Below are 14,944 nucleotides of genomic sequence, written 5' to 3'. Positions count from 1 at the left end.
GAGTATGAATAACTTGATTAAATCCAAGCTCGAGCTCTTGCCGACGAGTCCGGGCTGTTACATTCACAAAGATAAGAACGGTACCATCATCTATGTGGGGAAGGCCAAGAATCTTCGCAATCGGGTGAGGTCCTATTTCAGAGGGAGCCACGATACCAAGACGGAAGCCCTGGTATCTGAGATTGTGGATTTTGAGTTTATCGTTACCGAGTCCAATATTGAGGCCTTGCTTCTTGAGATCAACCTCATCAAGGAGAACAAGCCTAAGTACAATATCATGCTCAAGGATGACAAGTCCTATCCCTTCATCAAGATTACCAATGAGCGCTATCCACGCCTCATCATCACGCGCCAGGTCAAAAAGGACGGTGGACTCTATTTTGGTCCCTATCCAGATGTGGGAGCGGCCAATGAGATCAAGCGGCTTTTGGATCGGATTTTCCCATTCCGCAAGTGTACCAATCCGCCTTCCAAGATCTGCTTTTACTACCATCTAGGGCAATGTATGGCCCATACAGTCTGCCACAAAGACGAGGCCTATTTCAAGGGCATGGCGCAGGAGGTTTCTGATTTCCTCAAGGGGCAGGATGATAAGATTATCGATGAGCTCAAGCTCAAGATGAATACTGCTGCGCAAAACATGGAATTCGAGCGGGCAGCCGAGTACCGCGATCTGATCCAGGCCATCGGGACCCTGCGGACCAAACAGCGGGTCATGGCTAAGGATTTGCAGAACCGGGATGTCTTTGGCTACTACGTGGACAAGGGCTGGATGTGTGTGCAGGTCTTCTTTGTCCGTCAGGGCAAACTGATCGAGCGCGACGTCAATCTCTTTCCTTACTATAATGATCCAGACGAGGATTTCTTGACCTATGTGGGGCAGTTTTACCAGGAGAAATCCCACCTGATCCCTAATGAAATCCTGATCCCTCAAGATATCGATGAGGAAGCGGTCAAGGCCCTTGTAGATACCAAGGTTCTCAAGCCCCAGCGCGGGGAGAAGAAGCAGTTGGTCAATCTGGCCATCAAGAATGCGCGTGTTAGTCTGGAGCAGAAGTTTAATCTCCTTGAAAAATCCATGGAAAAGACCCAAGGTGCTATTGAAAATCTTGGAAAACTCCTGCAAATCCCAACTCCTGTGCGCATTGAGTCCTTTGACAACTCCAACATCATGGGGACCAGTCCGGTCTCAGCCATGGTGGTCTTTGTTAATGGGAAGCCAAGCAAAAAGGACTATCGCAAGTACAAGATCAAGACCGTTGTCGGACCAGATGACTATGCCAGCATGCGAGAAGTCATTCGCAGACGCTACAGCCGGGTTATGCGGGATGGCCTGACGCCACCAGATCTGATCGTCATAGATGGGGGTCAGGGCCAGGTTAATATCGCTAAGCAAGTCATCCAAGATGAGTTGGGGCTGGACATTCCCATCGCAGGCCTGCAAAAGAATGACAAGCACCAAACCCATGAATTGCTCTTCGGTGATCCTCTCCAAGTCATCGAACTTTCTCGGACCTCGCAGGAATTTTTCCTCCTCCAACGGATCCAGGATGAGGTCCACCGTTTCGCCATCACCTTCCACCGCCAGCTCCGATCCAAGAATTCCTTCTCCTCACAGCTGGACGGCATAGAAGGTTTGGGACCAAAACGCAAGCAGTTGCTGATGAAGTACTTCAAGTCACTGACCAAGATCAAAGAAGCTACTGTGGATGAGATCGTCACAGTTGGCATCCCACGAGCAGTGGCTGAAGCGGTGCAAGAAAAGCTGAATAGAAAAGAAGTTTTCGAAGTTAAACAAGAATAGATAAAAAGGATAAGTAATGAAATTACTTATCCTTTTTAGTTTAAAATCAACAGATAGTTGCCATATGTTTATATTGGTAAAAAATAAGGGTTGATTCTATAAATGATGCTTCAAATATGATAAACTAATACAATATACATGAAAGGTAGGAGATATTATGGCGAGTGACGCAGTCTTAAAAAGTCAGTACGATAGTTTAAAAGCGAAACGAAATAAATATATAAAAGTGCGTGATGGTATAAAAAATTGTAATCTTGACCATAAACGCTCGACCTCAGAAATGGACGAGTATATCGAGTATACAAATGGGATTATAGATAAGATTGATGGTCACGCTGGTTATGCTTATTTGGATACTGCTTCCAGTAAGTTGAAAACAAATCGTGATAAATTGCAAGATTACGTTGATTTTGTAAATGATTCGAATGCTTCTTTTGTAGACCTATATAATGAGTTGGTTGCCCAAATTGCCACACTAAATTCTCAGATGGAATCTGTGAAAGCAGAGTATAACAAAGGCAAAAAAGGAGGGGAAAGACTAGGAATAGAAGAAAATTGGTTGGAATTAGGGAAAGGATGGTTTTAGCATATGAATACAAATATTAATGATATTGAATCACGTTTTACTCATGATACCGTTCTTTATGAGGATAGTGAGCTAAGGGCATTGATTGAACAACTGAATAGTGTTCATAATCTAATCAATTCCACCATCCCATCACAAGTCAGTGCTTTATCTCAAAAGGAATCACTTTGGTCTGGGGAGACTAAGGAAAAATATCTTGGACTTAAAGATTTTATCCAACAATATCAAGCAGACTTTGCGGATGCAGTTGGTAAGTTACACGAAGCAGCAGATGGTTTAGAAACACTCTTTTATCACATAAAAGACGCAAAGAGAATCAAGGAAATAGATAGCGTATGATTTTTTCAATTGAAGCATTATATGCATTGCATATGATTACAAACGACGGTTATAGTGAAGATCTCTTTCTCCTTCCTCTTCCTGAAGTTGAAGGGAAAGAGAAATTAGAACAGTTAAAAGAAATCCTAGAGAAAGGTTTTGAAAATTTGCGCTCCATGGACTTGATTGATGAGAACGATGAGCCGACTGAAGCCTGTATGGCTAGAGGAATCTACCTGGATCAGTACCAAAAGGCTTTTTCCCACTGTGAAGTGGATCAGCAATTTTATTGTGCACAGTTGGTCGATTCAAATCGTTGGTACCATATCGTTATTGAACGGGTTGGGGAAAATGCATACACCCTTAATCGGATTCATAGTTTTCAGTTCCTTGGGATGACGATACAGCTTCATGATTTTTTGAGTGCTCAAAATCCCAGAAGAGAAGAAAATGGCAATGCTTCTTCTTGGAGACCGTATTCTGATGAGCGATTACTGATTTATTACGGTCAAAGACCTGCATTAACTGTGATGACTTATTCTTATAAGAAACGCTCGACAGCTTATCTTTATTTGGATGCTCCTTCAGGCCTCTATCAGTACGATATGCTGGAACAACGGATCCGGTCTGTCAGTACTGAAGTAATGGAAAAAGAAGTGATCAAGCAATTGAAAGTGAGGATTGAACCATGCCAAAGATTAGTATTTCCTTGACAGAACAAGAAGAACTTTTATTAGCTGCGCGTGAATTGGTCATGAGCACGATGGATCTAACGACCCAGTTACAAGAGTTGGTAGAAAAAGTGCCAGCAGTTTGTAAAGAAGGTTCTCTAAAATCACGATTAAGTGAATTGCAATTAAGTCATTTTACAGCTAAGGCTCAAACCTTCCAATCCTTAACAGAGTTGATGTACAATCATATCCAAACAACCTATCGAGCCATGATTGACACAGACAAACTCTTAGCAGCAGACATTGTTAATGCAGCCTTAGTAGATCCAACTATTGATCCGGAAACAAAAAAAGCACTGGAACAGGATCCCCAACAGGCTTTTGAACTTACTAAAGAAAATATTAAAGAAAATCAGACTAAACAGGACTATAAAGGTCCAAAATCAGAAGATGCTATCCTCTACAGTGGACGGACCGATAAAGGAGGTGCTTGATGACAGAGTATTATACAAATAAAAGTGACTTTGAAAAAGGCGATAACCTAGGTCTTATTGAAAATAATGTTCAACAGGTTGTTGACTTGTTGAGAGATATAAAAAATGCCACTGAGATTGTTAAAACGAATCAAGTTGAGGATCTTTATGTCGCTCAAGGTGAAGGGATCTTAGGAAAAGACATGCCGGAAAGTGACTTTCTAGATGCTGAACATAAGGTTCTAAAAATTATGAGAGCCTTAAAGGAAGTTCACACTGAGATCGTGCAAAATATTGAGAACAAGTATATCGGTGGTTTAGAAGATGCCATGGAGGCCCTTAACAAGGTCAATGAGGGAAAAAATCAATATAAAACTGACCATCTTACCTATCAAAAAACTGAAAAGTCTTATATCAATAATGGGATGGTTGGACAAATTGAGCAAACTACAACCCAAACCAAATATTTCACATTATCTGATATTTTGAATAGTCCTAAAAGTCCGATACCAGCAGCTGCTGCTAAATATAAAAATAAGCTCAAAGTTGCTAAGGAGCACCTTAAAGAACTTGAAAAATCTGATAGAGATACGTATAATAAACTTAAGGACTTAAGTGCTCGGGAGTTAATGGATGCTTTCTATCCAACCGAAATGGGTGAATACAAACGGATGAAATCCACCTTTGCTAAAGACAATGAAAAGTGGCTTGGTTGGGTGGAAACGGGAGTCAAGGTCCTTGGAGTTGGTTTGCTAGTTGTGGGGACCTTTGCCTCTGGGGGAACTCTTGCTCCGTTAGCATATGGAGCTGGGACTGTACTCGTTGGAGGAGAAGCTCTTTATCGTACAGCTAAAGGAGAGACGATCTCCGGAGAAGTTCTCTCGACAGAGCAACGTTGGTGGGCTGGAGCAGAAGCTGTAACAACACTCTTGTCTGGTGGGTTAACAACTGGCACAAAGGTAGCTGGGAAAACAGCTTCAGAGTCCCTTCTTGCAGCTGAAAGGTTTGCTCATATGGGAGCAAATGTCTATGACACTGCCCAGTTTGGGCATGACTTTGTGGAAGACCCTCAGATGGCCTTGACGAACCTAGCAACCAGTCAAATGATTGGTCGTACCATTGGTCACCTTGGGAATAAATACAAATCCTACCGAGCAAGTCAAGCAGCCAATGTCAACATCCACAGTGGGGAAGCAACTAGCTTTAAGGCTAGCATTAAAGATCGCGTCAAATCAACTTGGACAGATGTCAAGACCAAGGTGGGTGATGTCAAGGTTCAAGCTGGAGAAGCTTTTGATAACTTCAAGAACCGTGTTTCAAATGTGAAGAATAAAACCGTTGCGGCAGGAGCAGAAGCGCTTTCCAATAAAGTACGGAACTTCAATGATGCGATGGAAACAGGTCGACAAAATGTTCAAAATATAATGGATTCCATTGGAAATCAACGTCAACCTGCCTTTGCTCTTGCAGGGGATGGAAATGTTAATCTACCAAAGTCTAACGTTTCAACGAAGATAGATGATTTCGCCGATCGCATCCAACAAATCTCAGTCGATCACAAACAGAAAATTGCGGCATTTGAAGGCAGAGGTGGGGGAAGATCGATCCCTACACCAGTTAATAATATGCAAGAATTTTTTGAGACGGATTTTGGTGAACAGTTAAAAAGTTCGGTGAGAAAGACCAAGAGACAGTATGATGGACAAACCATATATGAAGTGGTAGATAAGAGAATTCCTGGCCTTAAAAAAGGTGATCAGTTATACTTAGATGGTTTGCATAAAGACCATATTGAAGTATTTGATAAGAGAGGTAGATTTAGAAAAGTAATTAATTTGGATGGATCTAAAAATATAATTAAATCAGATGCAGGAGTAGGAAGGAGTATTTAATTGTTATGAAAGAATTATTACAACAATTAACAGCCGTTTATTCTAAACTAAATTCTTATTACAGTGAACAATTAGTTGATTCAGAAAAGATATCAGATGTTAATGACGACATTAACGAAGATTTCCAGGAAGATATTGAGAACCTTGCCAGAGGGATTCATTTAATGGAAAAATTAGACATAGATACATTGAAAGATACCAACAATCAATTATACTTAAACGGGATGTTTGATATTTACACTTCATTGCTGAATTTTGAGAATTATTTTGCTGATTTGAGAGAGATTCATATACAAGTTTCAAAGAAAATTAGATATCTAAATGGTGAAATCACTCAAGAAGAATACCTGGATGATGGTCGCTTGAATGTCGAGGTTGTTGATGAAGAAGAGGATGACGCAGGGAATATCTAGTTCATTCTAGAAGCCTAATAAAAATATAGTCTAAACCATCCAATTCAAATGGATGGTTTTCACTTTTTTTTTGTTTTTGTTATACTTAAGGCACACAGATTTTTCAATCCATAAAGGAGTAGTTATGAACCATCGAATCGCCATTTTATCTGATATACACGGAGATACGACAGCCCTTAAGGCAGTGATTGCGGATGCACGTGCTCTAGGCGCGACGGAATACTGGCTTTTAGGGGACATTTTGCTTCCGGGGCCTGGAAGAGAGGACCTTTTTGAGTTGCTGGATGCGATTCCGATTACAGCGGCTGTTAGAGGAAATTGGGACGATTGTGTCCTAGAGGCCTTGGATGGCGAGTACGGACTTGAGGATCCGCAGGAGATCCAGCTTCTACGTCTTACTCAGTATCTTATGGAAGGACTAGATCCTAAGAGGATCGATTGGCTTCGTTCGCTTCCATTAGTAGAGAAGAAGGAGGTCAATGGCATTCGCTTTTCACTGAGCCATAACTTGCCAGAAAAGAATTATGGTGGGGATTTGCGTCCAGCTAATGCGACGGAGAACTTTGACCAATTGCTGGATGATCAGACGGATATGGCGATCTACGGTCATGTCCACAAACAGTTGCTTCGCTATGGCAGTCAGGGCCAACAGATCCTCAATCCAGGAACTATTGGTATGCCTTATTTTGACTGGGAACCAATTCAAAACCACAGAGCTCAATATGCTCTGATCGATGTCGAAGAAGATGGGGTGACCAACCTGCAATTTCGTAAGGTGGCCTATGACTATGAAGCAGAGCTCCAAGATGCCAAGGACAAGGGCCTTCCCTTTATTGAGATGTACGAAGAATTGAGACGCGAGGATAACTATCGGGGTCATAACATCGAGCTCCTAACTGGCTTAATTGAGAAATACGGTTATGCCAAAGAAGTAGCTGCCTATTTCAATTTTTTCAATGAATCATAGGTAGATCTCTTGTGTATTCAACCTATCCCAAAAGAGGCGGATCTTTAAAATGTCCGCTTCTTTTTTCACAATCTTAGGCTGTAAAACCCTGCAAGCTCTTTCATTTTGTGTTAAAATAGAGGTAACAGAAATAGAAAAGGAAGAAGCTTATGAAATTTCTAGAGCTCAATAAAAAACGCCATGCGATCAAGCATTTCACTGACCAACCGGTCGATCCAAAAGATGTACGGACTGCCATTGAGATCGCAACCTTGGCCCCTAGTGCCCACAATAGCCAGCCTTGGAAATTTGTGGTCGTTCGTCAAAAAAATGCGGAATTGGCAAAATTAGCCTATGGTTCAAACTATGATCAAGTCATGGAAGCACCTGTGACCATCGCCCTCTTTACAGATACTGATTTGCAAAAACGGGCTCGCAAGATTGCGCGTGTTGGTGGGGTGAAAAACTTCACAGACGAGCAGTTGCAATACTTTATGCAAAATCTTCCTGCTGAATTTGCGCGCTATGATGCCCAACAAACAAGTGATTACTTGGCTTTGAATGCCGGTCTTGTGGCTATGAACTTGGTACTTGCTTTGACGGACCAAGGCATTGGAACCAATATTATCTTGAGATTTGATAAATCAAAAATCAATGAAGTATTGGACATCGAAGAGCGTTTCCGTCCGGAAGTCTTGATTACGGTTGGCTATGCGGCTGAAAAAGTAGAGCCAAGCTACCGCTTACCAGTGGACGAAATCATTGACAAATGCTAAGCCAATTAGCAAATAGAAGATCGAGGAGGAATTCATGACAACAGTTGACTTTAAAGCAGAAGTAGAAAAACGTCGCGATGAGATGATGGCTGACCTATACAGCCTCTTGGAAATCAATTCTGAACGCGATGACAGCAAGGCAGATGCAGAGCATCCTTTTGGACCTGGTCCTGTAAAAGCTCTTGAAAAATTCTTGGAAATTGCCAAACGTGATGGCTATGAAACCAAGAATGTCGACAATTATGCCGGTCACTTTACTTTTGGTGAAGGAGAAGAAGAGCTTGGGATCTTTGCCCATATGGACGTCGTGCCTGCAGGTAGTGGCTGGAAAACGGACCCATATAAACCAGAAATTATCGATGGCAAGCTCTATGCGCGTGGTTCGTCTGATGATAAAGGGCCTACAATGGCCTGCTACTATGGTTTGAAGATCATTAAAGACCTAGGACTCCCTGTTTCCAAGCGCGTGCGCTTTGTTATCGGTACAGATGAAGAATCAGGCTGGGGCGACATGGATTACTATTTCAAACACGTCGGACTTCCTGAGCCAGATTTTGGCTTCTCACCAGATGCGGAATTCCCAATCATCAATGGGGAAAAAGGAAACATCACAGAGTACCTTCATTTTGGAAATGACAACACAGGAAGTGCCCATCTTCATAGCTTTACAGGTGGCCTTCGTGAAAACATGGTACCAGAGTCAGCGACTGCAGTCGTTTCTGGACAACTACCAGATCTTGCTGGCCTCTTAGATGCCTTTGCCAAGGAACACCAGCTCAAGTATGAAATCTCAACTGTTGATGAAGAAACCTATACCGTTACGATTGTTGGGAAATCTGCTCATGGATCAACTCCTGAAGATGGAATTAATGGTGCGACCTACTTGGCTCTCTTGTTGAACCAATTTGATTTTGGTGGTGCTGCTAAGGCTTACCTTCATGTGACAGCTTCACTTCTTCACGAAGATTTTGCTGGTGAAAAATTAGGTATTGCCCATACAGATGCCAAAATGGGACCATTGAGCATGAATGCAGGTGTCTTCCATTTTGATGAAAGCCAAGCAGACAACACTATTGCCCTCAATATCCGTTACCCTCAAGGTACAGATCCTGAAACCATCAAATCCACCCTTGAAAAGATCGAAGGAGTGGCTACAGTAAGCTTGTCAGCCCACGGTCACACACCTCACTATGTTCCGATGGATGATGAATTGGTATCCACCCTCTTGCGTGTTTACGAAAAACAAACTGGCCTCAAAGGACACGAACAAGTGATCGGTGGTGGTACCTTTGGTCGTCTCTTGAAACGTGGAGTTGCCTTTGGTGCTATGTTCCCAGACTATGTCAATACCATGCACCAAGCTAATGAGTTCGCAGATGTCGAAGATCTCTATCGTGCAGCTGCAATTTACGCAGAAGCTATCTATGAACTAATCAAATAATCCACTACTCGGCCAGTTTTTCTGGCTGAGTTTTTCCATAAAAGGAGGACTTATGTCAAGGATTGAAAGCATTAAACAAGCCATTATGGCAGATCCTCAAAATAAAGAATATACGGATAAAGGAATCGAGCCACTCTTTGCAGCCCCAAAGACAGCTCGTATCAATATTATCGGACAAGCTCCAGGGATGAAGACGGAAGAAGCCGGTATTTACTGGAAGGATAAGAGTGGTGACCGCCTGCGCGAATGGTTAGGAGTTGACGAAGACACCTTTTATAATTCTGGTTTGTTTGCGGTCATTCCTATGGACTTTTATTTCCCAGGTCATGGAAAATCCGGTGACCTTCCACCTCGCAAAGGCTTTGCGGAAAAGTGGCACCCTCAACTCCTCAAGGAGTGTCCGGATATTGAGTTAACCCTCTTAATTGGACAATATGCCCAAGCATACTACCTTCATGAAAAGGTTAGTGGCAAGGTAACCGAACGGGTTCACCATTTTAAAGACTATTTGCCAACCTATTTTCCACTTGTTCACCCTTCCCCTCGCAATCAAATCTGGATGGCTAAAAATCCTTGGTTTGAGGCAGAGGTGGTGCCAGAATTGCAAACCTTAGTACAACAGATTATTCAAAAATAAAGGAGAGCGAAGATGGATCCTTATCAACAAGTTAAAGAAAAATTAGATGAGTTGGGAATTTCATTTGATGTGGTGGAACACCCACCTGCATTTACGACGGAGCAGGCGGATTCTTATATTGAAGGCTTAGAAGGTGTCCGGACCAAGACCATGTTTTTGACCAACAAGAAGAAAACCCAATACTATCTGCTCATCATGGATGACCAGAAACCATTGGATATGGATGATTTCAAAGAGCAAGTGGAAGCCAATCGGATCCGCATGGCTTCAGCAGATTCTTTAGCTGAAAAAATGAAATTACCGCCAGGGACGGTTTCTCCATTTGGTTTATTGAACAATGAAGAAAAAGATATTCGAGTCTATTTCGATAAAGACATTGTGTCAGAGGAGATCATGACCTTCCATCCCAATACCAACGAAAAAACGATCTTTATTAAAACCCAAGACTTGTTCCGATTTTTAGAGTCTATTGGCTTTAACTATGAAATCCTAACCCTTCCATAACAAAGGAGAAATCATGAAAGAAATTCCATTTTCAAGCTTTTACCAAGCTTATCAAAAAGGGAACATACACGTTCTTGATGTACGCGAGCAGGAGGAATATGATGCCCTTCACTTAGATGGGGTTCGTCTTCTTCCCTTATCCGAATTAGCAGATCGCTACCAGGAATTAGAGAAGGATCATCCCTATTATGTCATCTGCAAGTCAGGTCGACGCTCAGCACGTGCTTGCCAATTTTTGGAAGAGCAAGGCTATGATGTGACCAACGTCCAAGGTGGCATGGATGCATTTGAATCCTAAGAAACGGGAGTGGGAAAGAACTCCGTAAAATAAAAAAAGTTGAAAAGGTTCCCCAAACCTTTTCAATCTTCCCACCTCCGCATAGCTTCAACAGTCTGGGAGACTGTTGAAGGTTGTGGATAAAGGAAACTTTGTTTCCCTCATTAGGTCATCTTTGGAGATTAAAAGGCGAACAAAGATGCCAATCAACCACTGCGTCTTGCACTTATTCCTATCAAACATCAAAGGCTGGACAGTTTTTGCCCAGCCTTTTTCTTTACTAATTTCTAGAAATGAGTAGAATTTGTATGTTTTTCAAAAGATATTACAGGGATTTTCCAGTCTTTCATTGAAAATGGTTCAGAAATTTTGTATAATACCCTAGTATAAACAATTGTTAAGGAGATTCATTATGTCAAAACAAGATTGGCTGGATTATTTCGAAGCCGTAAATGGTCGTTCTGCTAGTGCAGAAGAAATCGCTCAAGCGCTGGCTGCAGGAGAATTTCAAGAAGAAGTAGTGGTTCCAGAAACCCCACAAACCACAGAATTTGTTGCAGCGCCAACTGCCCCTGTTGAAGAACCAGTAGCAGCTCCACAAGCCCCAGAGTTTGTTGCAGCGCCAACTGCCCCTGTTGAAGAACCAGTAGCAGCTCCTCAAGCTCCAGAATTTGTCGCAGCACCAACAGCGCCAGCAGCCCCAGAGTTTGTTGCAGCGCCAACTGCACCTGCAGAAGAACCAGTTGCAGCTCCAGTTCAAGAACCGGCTCCTCAAGCTGCTTCAGCGAATGGACCTGCTTTCCAACAAGCTCCACAGCAAGCCTACCAACAACCGACTCAAGCAGCTTATCAACAAGCTCCTTTCCAAGGACAAACAGGACAAGCTTATCCTGCCCAACCAAGTCAATTTGGTGTTGCCGTTGGTGGTTATTGGAATTGGTTTCTTTCAGCTTTGAAACGTCCAACAGCTGTAGAAAATCCAAAAGCTCTTAACGGAATTTTACAGTATATCTTGACTGCCTTTGTCTTGACCTTGGGGACCTTCTTCACAGCTAGTGGAGCTACAGGTGGTTATGGTGCAGATTTCCGTGCCTTTCTGATCATCTTGATCATGGCTTTTTTCAATATCTATACCTTCCAGGTAGCAGGTTTCTTTGTCCGTCGTGTCGTTCTTCAAGATAAAGAATATTCATACGGCCGTTCATTTGAAGAGTTTGGACGTTTGTCTGTTTACACCTTGCCTATTTCTCTATTTGCTTTCTTAGTTGGACTTGTAAAAGCTTATGAATTCTATGGATTCCTTAACTTCTTGATCTTCTTCTTGTATACAGTTGGAACCTTGTATGTAGTATACCAAGCCTTGAACAACACAAAATTTAAAGCCGATAAATTCATATTGCTTGTAGCATCCATTGCGATTTTAATTGTCTTTGCAGGACTTGTTGTTTACTTGGATCGTCAAATTTTGGAACAAGCTATTATGGGATCTATTACAAATACTCCAAATTTTGGAGACTTGGGTAATTTTGGATACTAAACACATCACAAAAAGGAAGGTGGGAATACCCACTTTCCCTATTTTATAATGAGGGAGAAGAGATCCATGCAAAAGAAATGGGTTGAATTATTTGAAAAAGTGATCGGTCGCAAACCGTCACCAGAAGAGTTTATGGCTGGGAAAGCTTGTGGATTTGATTTGAAACAAATTCAGTCTATCGCTGGAAATGCCCCAGCAGAGGAAGTAGCTCCTGTCAAGGAACCAGTGGTTGAACCAGTTGAAGAAGTGAAGAATGTCGATCCACTTCTAGCACCTCGACAGGCTTGGTTGCAACATTTTGAAGAAACCTATGGCCGCAAGCCAAGTGCAGAAGAATTTACCGCGGCTAAAAGTCAAAACTTCGAGTTTTTTGTAGGACCTGTGCCTGAAGCAGAATTTGCGACCCCAGATTCAACAGAAGAAACACAGGAATATGTCTCTCAACAGCAAACTCAAGAGTATACGGCTCCACTTGCTGCTGAGCAAACGCAGGTCTTTGCTGGTCCAAATGTTACAGAAGCAGGCCCAGCTCAGAAAAAACAAAAGGCCCCTAAAACGAAGGGTGAAAAGAAACTTTCCAAGAAGAAAATTGGGATTATTTCTGCTATTGCAGTCCTTGTGATAGCTTTGGTAGCAGCCTTCTTTTACTTCCAGTCAACAACGCGTGTCGAAGTGACTGCAGATAAATTTATTAAGGCAGTGGACACCAAGGATTATCGCGAAGCAGCAGATCTGCTTTCAACCGATAACGATAAATGGACAAAGGATGAAGCCGAAAGCTTTATTACCAGCATGGAAGATCAAGGGGTCGATATCGGCACAGAGTTGAACAAGATCATTGATAATGGTGGAGAAGGCAGCTATACGGATAAATCTGGAAACAAGATCTTTGGTTTGGAAAAAGCGGACAAGAAATTTGGAATCTTCCAAGAATACCGTGTGGCCAGCTATCCAGTGCAAGTGAAGGTCAAGACCAATTTGGATCAAGCCAAACTCAAAGTTGCTGCCAATAAAACAGTGACCTTGAAGAAAGATGCAGTGACAGACCTTGGTTCTTTCCATTACAATACAAAAGAAATGGAATTGACTGCTAAAACAGAGGTCGGAAATGTTACTTCTAAGATCCATCTCAATCCTAAAAAAGCAACAAAGAATAATTTAGAATTGCAGTTGAATTCTGAAAAACGCAATTTAGAAGTTGAGTTCCCAGATGAAGTTGAAAACCCAACGGATGTGAAGGTTGTGGTCAACGGCAAAGAAGTCGGAACCAGCACGACCTTTGAAGTAGACAGCATTCCTTATCAAGAAATTGAAGTACATGCCGTCTTCAACATGAATGGGGAAACCTATACAACTGAAAAGGCTAAGGTGACGATTGAAGAGGGTGAGAACGATCCGATCGAACTTAAACTAGCCAAAGATACCCTAAAACGCATCAAGAGTGCACAAGATGCTAAGAAAGCGCAAGCTGCCAAAGAAGAACAAAATCGGACCTTGGCGGAAGAATTCTTGAAAGAGTACCGCGACGCTGTCTTTAGCTCCGTTTCAAATCGAAATAACACCTACTCTAAATACTATGACACACAAAGTCAAGCCTACAAAGACATGGTTGAGTTCACAACTGGTGATGGTGTTCGAAAGGCTAAGATTGACTACTATACTCCAGGAGCTTTGGACATTCAAAGTGTCACGGAAGAAAATGGTGTGGTAACGATCAAGACTTATGAAGACTTTACCGTGCATTATACAGATAGCCATCCAGATTCACAAAACCGCAAGTACAAGACCTACACCTTGAAAAAAGTAGGTGCAAGTTATGTGATTACAGATATTGTCGTAACAAAAGAATCATAGGAGATTCCCATGAAAGCAAGATTTTCCAAATTAACGTTGGTGACAGTTGCCTTGTTAACCCTGACAGCTTGCTCCCAATCTCAATCCACTAGTTCTAAATCTTCTGCAAAAGAAGAAACCAAACAAACGCAAACCAAGTCTTCCAAAGAAACGTCTTCTGTAAAGGATACGTCAAAAGAGACAGGAAAAGAAGAATCGTCAAAAGCTGGTAAGTCAGATGTGAAAGTGGATTCTGGTGTGAGCTATAATGGTTCCTACTATAGTGTCAAAGGGAAATATGGTGAGGTCATGATCGCCAACAAACATTATCCCTTGTCGCCTGACTTTAACCCAGGGGAAGATCCTGAAGCTGTTTCAGCCCTTCATGAATTGATCGCAGCCATGCAGGCAGAAGGTTATCCGATTAGTGACCAATATAGTGGTTTTCGTAGCTACGACACCCAAGTTGGCCTCTACCAAAACTATGTCAATCAAGATGGTCAGGAGGCCGCAGATCGTTATTCTGCTAGACCAGGTTATAGTGAACACCAGACAGGTTTGACCTTTGATTTGATTGATACCAGTGGGAATCTGGTGACAGAACCTGGACCAAGTAAGTGGTTGCTCAAGAACGCAGCTAAATATGGATTTGTGGTTCGTTACCAAGAAGGTAAAGAAAAAGTGACAGGCTACATGCCTGAAAGCTGGCATCTCCGCTATATCGGAAAAGAAGCACAAGATATCGCTGACTCAGGTTTGAGTCTGGAAGAATACTATGGCTTCACCGGTGGCGATTACGTTGATAAATAAGAAAAGGTTGGGGTTGATATCCCAAC

16 protein-coding genes are annotated in these 14,944 nt (G+C 42.2%); all 16 read left to right on the top strand.

The annotated features are described in order from the left end of the window. Positions 1-4 precede the first annotated feature (4 nt). The gene (gene uvrC, locus I2E70_RS02995) at positions 5-1,804 is read left to right on the top strand and encodes an excinuclease ABC subunit UvrC (protein ID WP_195423344.1); all 1,800 of its coding nucleotides are present in this window, start codon (positions 5-7) and stop codon (positions 1,802-1,804) included. Between the two features lie 157 nt (positions 1,805-1,961). Continuing rightward, positions 1,962-2,390: a hypothetical protein gene (locus I2E70_RS02990; protein ID WP_049507151.1), complete on the top strand. Its 429-nt coding sequence runs from the start codon at positions 1,962-1,964 to the stop codon at positions 2,388-2,390. Between the two features lie 3 nt (positions 2,391-2,393). Beyond that, positions 2,394-2,729 (top strand): hypothetical protein, encoded by a 336-nt coding sequence (locus tag I2E70_RS02985; protein ID WP_049507148.1) that lies wholly within the window; start codon positions 2,394-2,396, stop codon positions 2,727-2,729. Further along, positions 2,726-3,421 carry a hypothetical protein gene (locus I2E70_RS02980; protein WP_049507147.1) on the top strand — a complete coding sequence of 232 codons (696 nt, stop codon included), beginning with the start codon at positions 2,726-2,728 and terminating at the stop codon, positions 3,419-3,421. Before I2E70_RS02985 ends, I2E70_RS02980 begins: the two co-directional genes overlap by 4 nt. Then, complete coding sequence (locus tag I2E70_RS02975) at positions 3,397-3,873, top strand: hypothetical protein (RefSeq protein ID WP_049507146.1); 477 nt, start codon at positions 3,397-3,399, stop codon at positions 3,871-3,873. Before I2E70_RS02980 ends, I2E70_RS02975 begins: the two co-directional genes overlap by 25 nt. Beyond that, on the top strand, positions 3,873-5,744 hold the full coding sequence (locus tag I2E70_RS10540) for a hypothetical protein (protein ID WP_229060243.1): 1,872 nt from the start codon (positions 3,873-3,875) through the stop codon (positions 5,742-5,744). Before I2E70_RS02975 ends, I2E70_RS10540 begins: the two co-directional genes overlap by 1 nt. Before the next feature lie 5 nt (positions 5,745-5,749). Further along, positions 5,750-6,157 carry a hypothetical protein gene (locus I2E70_RS02965; protein ID WP_049507145.1) on the top strand — a complete coding sequence of 136 codons (408 nt, stop codon included), beginning with the start codon at positions 5,750-5,752 and terminating at the stop codon, positions 6,155-6,157. A gap of 124 nt (positions 6,158-6,281) precedes the next feature. Then, entirely contained in the window at positions 6,282-7,124 is an 843-nt protein-coding gene (locus I2E70_RS02960; RefSeq protein ID WP_049507144.1) for a metallophosphoesterase family protein, read from the top strand. Positions 7,125-7,273: 149 nt separating this feature from the next. Further along, positions 7,274-7,879, top strand: a complete 606-nt coding sequence (locus tag I2E70_RS02955; RefSeq protein WP_195423342.1) for a nitroreductase family protein — start codon at positions 7,274-7,276, stop codon at positions 7,877-7,879. Positions 7,880-7,913: 34 nt separating this feature from the next. Further along, positions 7,914-9,320: a dipeptidase PepV gene (gene pepV / locus I2E70_RS02950; protein ID WP_049507140.1), complete on the top strand. Its 1,407-nt coding sequence runs from the start codon at positions 7,914-7,916 to the stop codon at positions 9,318-9,320. Between the two features lie 52 nt (positions 9,321-9,372). After that, positions 9,373-9,957, top strand: coding sequence for a uracil-DNA glycosylase family protein (locus tag I2E70_RS02945; protein ID WP_049507138.1), 585 nt, complete (start codon positions 9,373-9,375; stop codon positions 9,955-9,957). 12 nt (positions 9,958-9,969) lie between these two features. Further along, positions 9,970-10,461: a prolyl-tRNA synthetase associated domain-containing protein gene (locus I2E70_RS02940; RefSeq protein WP_049507136.1), complete on the top strand. Its 492-nt coding sequence runs from the start codon at positions 9,970-9,972 to the stop codon at positions 10,459-10,461. Positions 10,462-10,474: 13 nt separating this feature from the next. Further along, positions 10,475-10,759 (top strand): rhodanese-like domain-containing protein, encoded by a 285-nt coding sequence (locus tag I2E70_RS02935; protein ID WP_049507134.1) that lies wholly within the window; start codon positions 10,475-10,477, stop codon positions 10,757-10,759. Positions 10,760-11,150: 391 nt separating this feature from the next. Beyond that, complete coding sequence (locus tag I2E70_RS02930; protein WP_195423340.1) at positions 11,151-12,275, top strand: DUF6574 domain-containing protein; 1,125 nt, start codon at positions 11,151-11,153, stop codon at positions 12,273-12,275. Between the two features lie 66 nt (positions 12,276-12,341). Continuing rightward, positions 12,342-14,129, top strand: coding sequence for a TcaA second domain-containing protein (locus I2E70_RS02925; protein WP_195423338.1), 1,788 nt, complete (start codon positions 12,342-12,344; stop codon positions 14,127-14,129). Between the two features lie 9 nt (positions 14,130-14,138). After that, positions 14,139-14,918, top strand: a complete 780-nt coding sequence (gene ldcB / locus I2E70_RS02920; protein WP_049506552.1) for an LD-carboxypeptidase LdcB/DacB — start codon at positions 14,139-14,141, stop codon at positions 14,916-14,918. The last annotated feature ends 26 nt before the right edge of the window (positions 14,919-14,944 follow it).

It is taken from the genome of Streptococcus parasanguinis (assembly GCF_015556095.1).
In the GTDB taxonomy this organism is placed as follows: Bacteria; Bacillota; Bacilli; order Lactobacillales; family Streptococcaceae; genus Streptococcus; species Streptococcus parasanguinis_Q.
This window is presented reverse-complemented; position numbering and strand designations above follow the sequence as displayed.

Excerpts from the sequence above, each read along its gene's own strand:
- uvrC (WP_195423344.1), top strand. The coding sequence starts at position 5 with ATGAATAACTTGATTAAATCCAAGCTCGAGCTCTTGCCGACGAGTCCG.
- I2E70_RS02990 (WP_049507151.1), top strand. The coding sequence starts at position 1,962 with ATGGCGAGTGACGCAGTCTTAAAAAGTCAGTACGATAGTTTAAAAGCG.
- I2E70_RS02985 (WP_049507148.1), top strand. The coding sequence starts at position 2,394 with ATGAATACAAATATTAATGATATTGAATCACGTTTTACTCATGATACC.
- I2E70_RS02980 (WP_049507147.1), top strand. The coding sequence starts at position 2,726 with ATGATTTTTTCAATTGAAGCATTATATGCATTGCATATGATTACAAAC.
- I2E70_RS02975 (WP_049507146.1), top strand. The coding sequence starts at position 3,397 with ATGCCAAAGATTAGTATTTCCTTGACAGAACAAGAAGAACTTTTATTA.
- I2E70_RS10540 (WP_229060243.1), top strand. The coding sequence starts at position 3,873 with ATGACAGAGTATTATACAAATAAAAGTGACTTTGAAAAAGGCGATAAC.
- I2E70_RS02965 (WP_049507145.1), top strand. The coding sequence starts at position 5,750 with ATGAAAGAATTATTACAACAATTAACAGCCGTTTATTCTAAACTAAAT.
- I2E70_RS02960 (WP_049507144.1), top strand. The coding sequence starts at position 6,282 with ATGAACCATCGAATCGCCATTTTATCTGATATACACGGAGATACGACA.
- I2E70_RS02955 (WP_195423342.1), top strand. The coding sequence starts at position 7,274 with ATGAAATTTCTAGAGCTCAATAAAAAACGCCATGCGATCAAGCATTTC.
- pepV (WP_049507140.1), top strand. The coding sequence starts at position 7,914 with ATGACAACAGTTGACTTTAAAGCAGAAGTAGAAAAACGTCGCGATGAG.
- I2E70_RS02945 (WP_049507138.1), top strand. The coding sequence starts at position 9,373 with ATGTCAAGGATTGAAAGCATTAAACAAGCCATTATGGCAGATCCTCAA.
- I2E70_RS02940 (WP_049507136.1), top strand. The coding sequence starts at position 9,970 with ATGGATCCTTATCAACAAGTTAAAGAAAAATTAGATGAGTTGGGAATT.
- I2E70_RS02935 (WP_049507134.1), top strand. The coding sequence starts at position 10,475 with ATGAAAGAAATTCCATTTTCAAGCTTTTACCAAGCTTATCAAAAAGGG.
- I2E70_RS02930 (WP_195423340.1), top strand. The coding sequence starts at position 11,151 with ATGTCAAAACAAGATTGGCTGGATTATTTCGAAGCCGTAAATGGTCGT.
- I2E70_RS02925 (WP_195423338.1), top strand. The coding sequence starts at position 12,342 with ATGCAAAAGAAATGGGTTGAATTATTTGAAAAAGTGATCGGTCGCAAA.
- ldcB (WP_049506552.1), top strand. The coding sequence starts at position 14,139 with ATGAAAGCAAGATTTTCCAAATTAACGTTGGTGACAGTTGCCTTGTTA.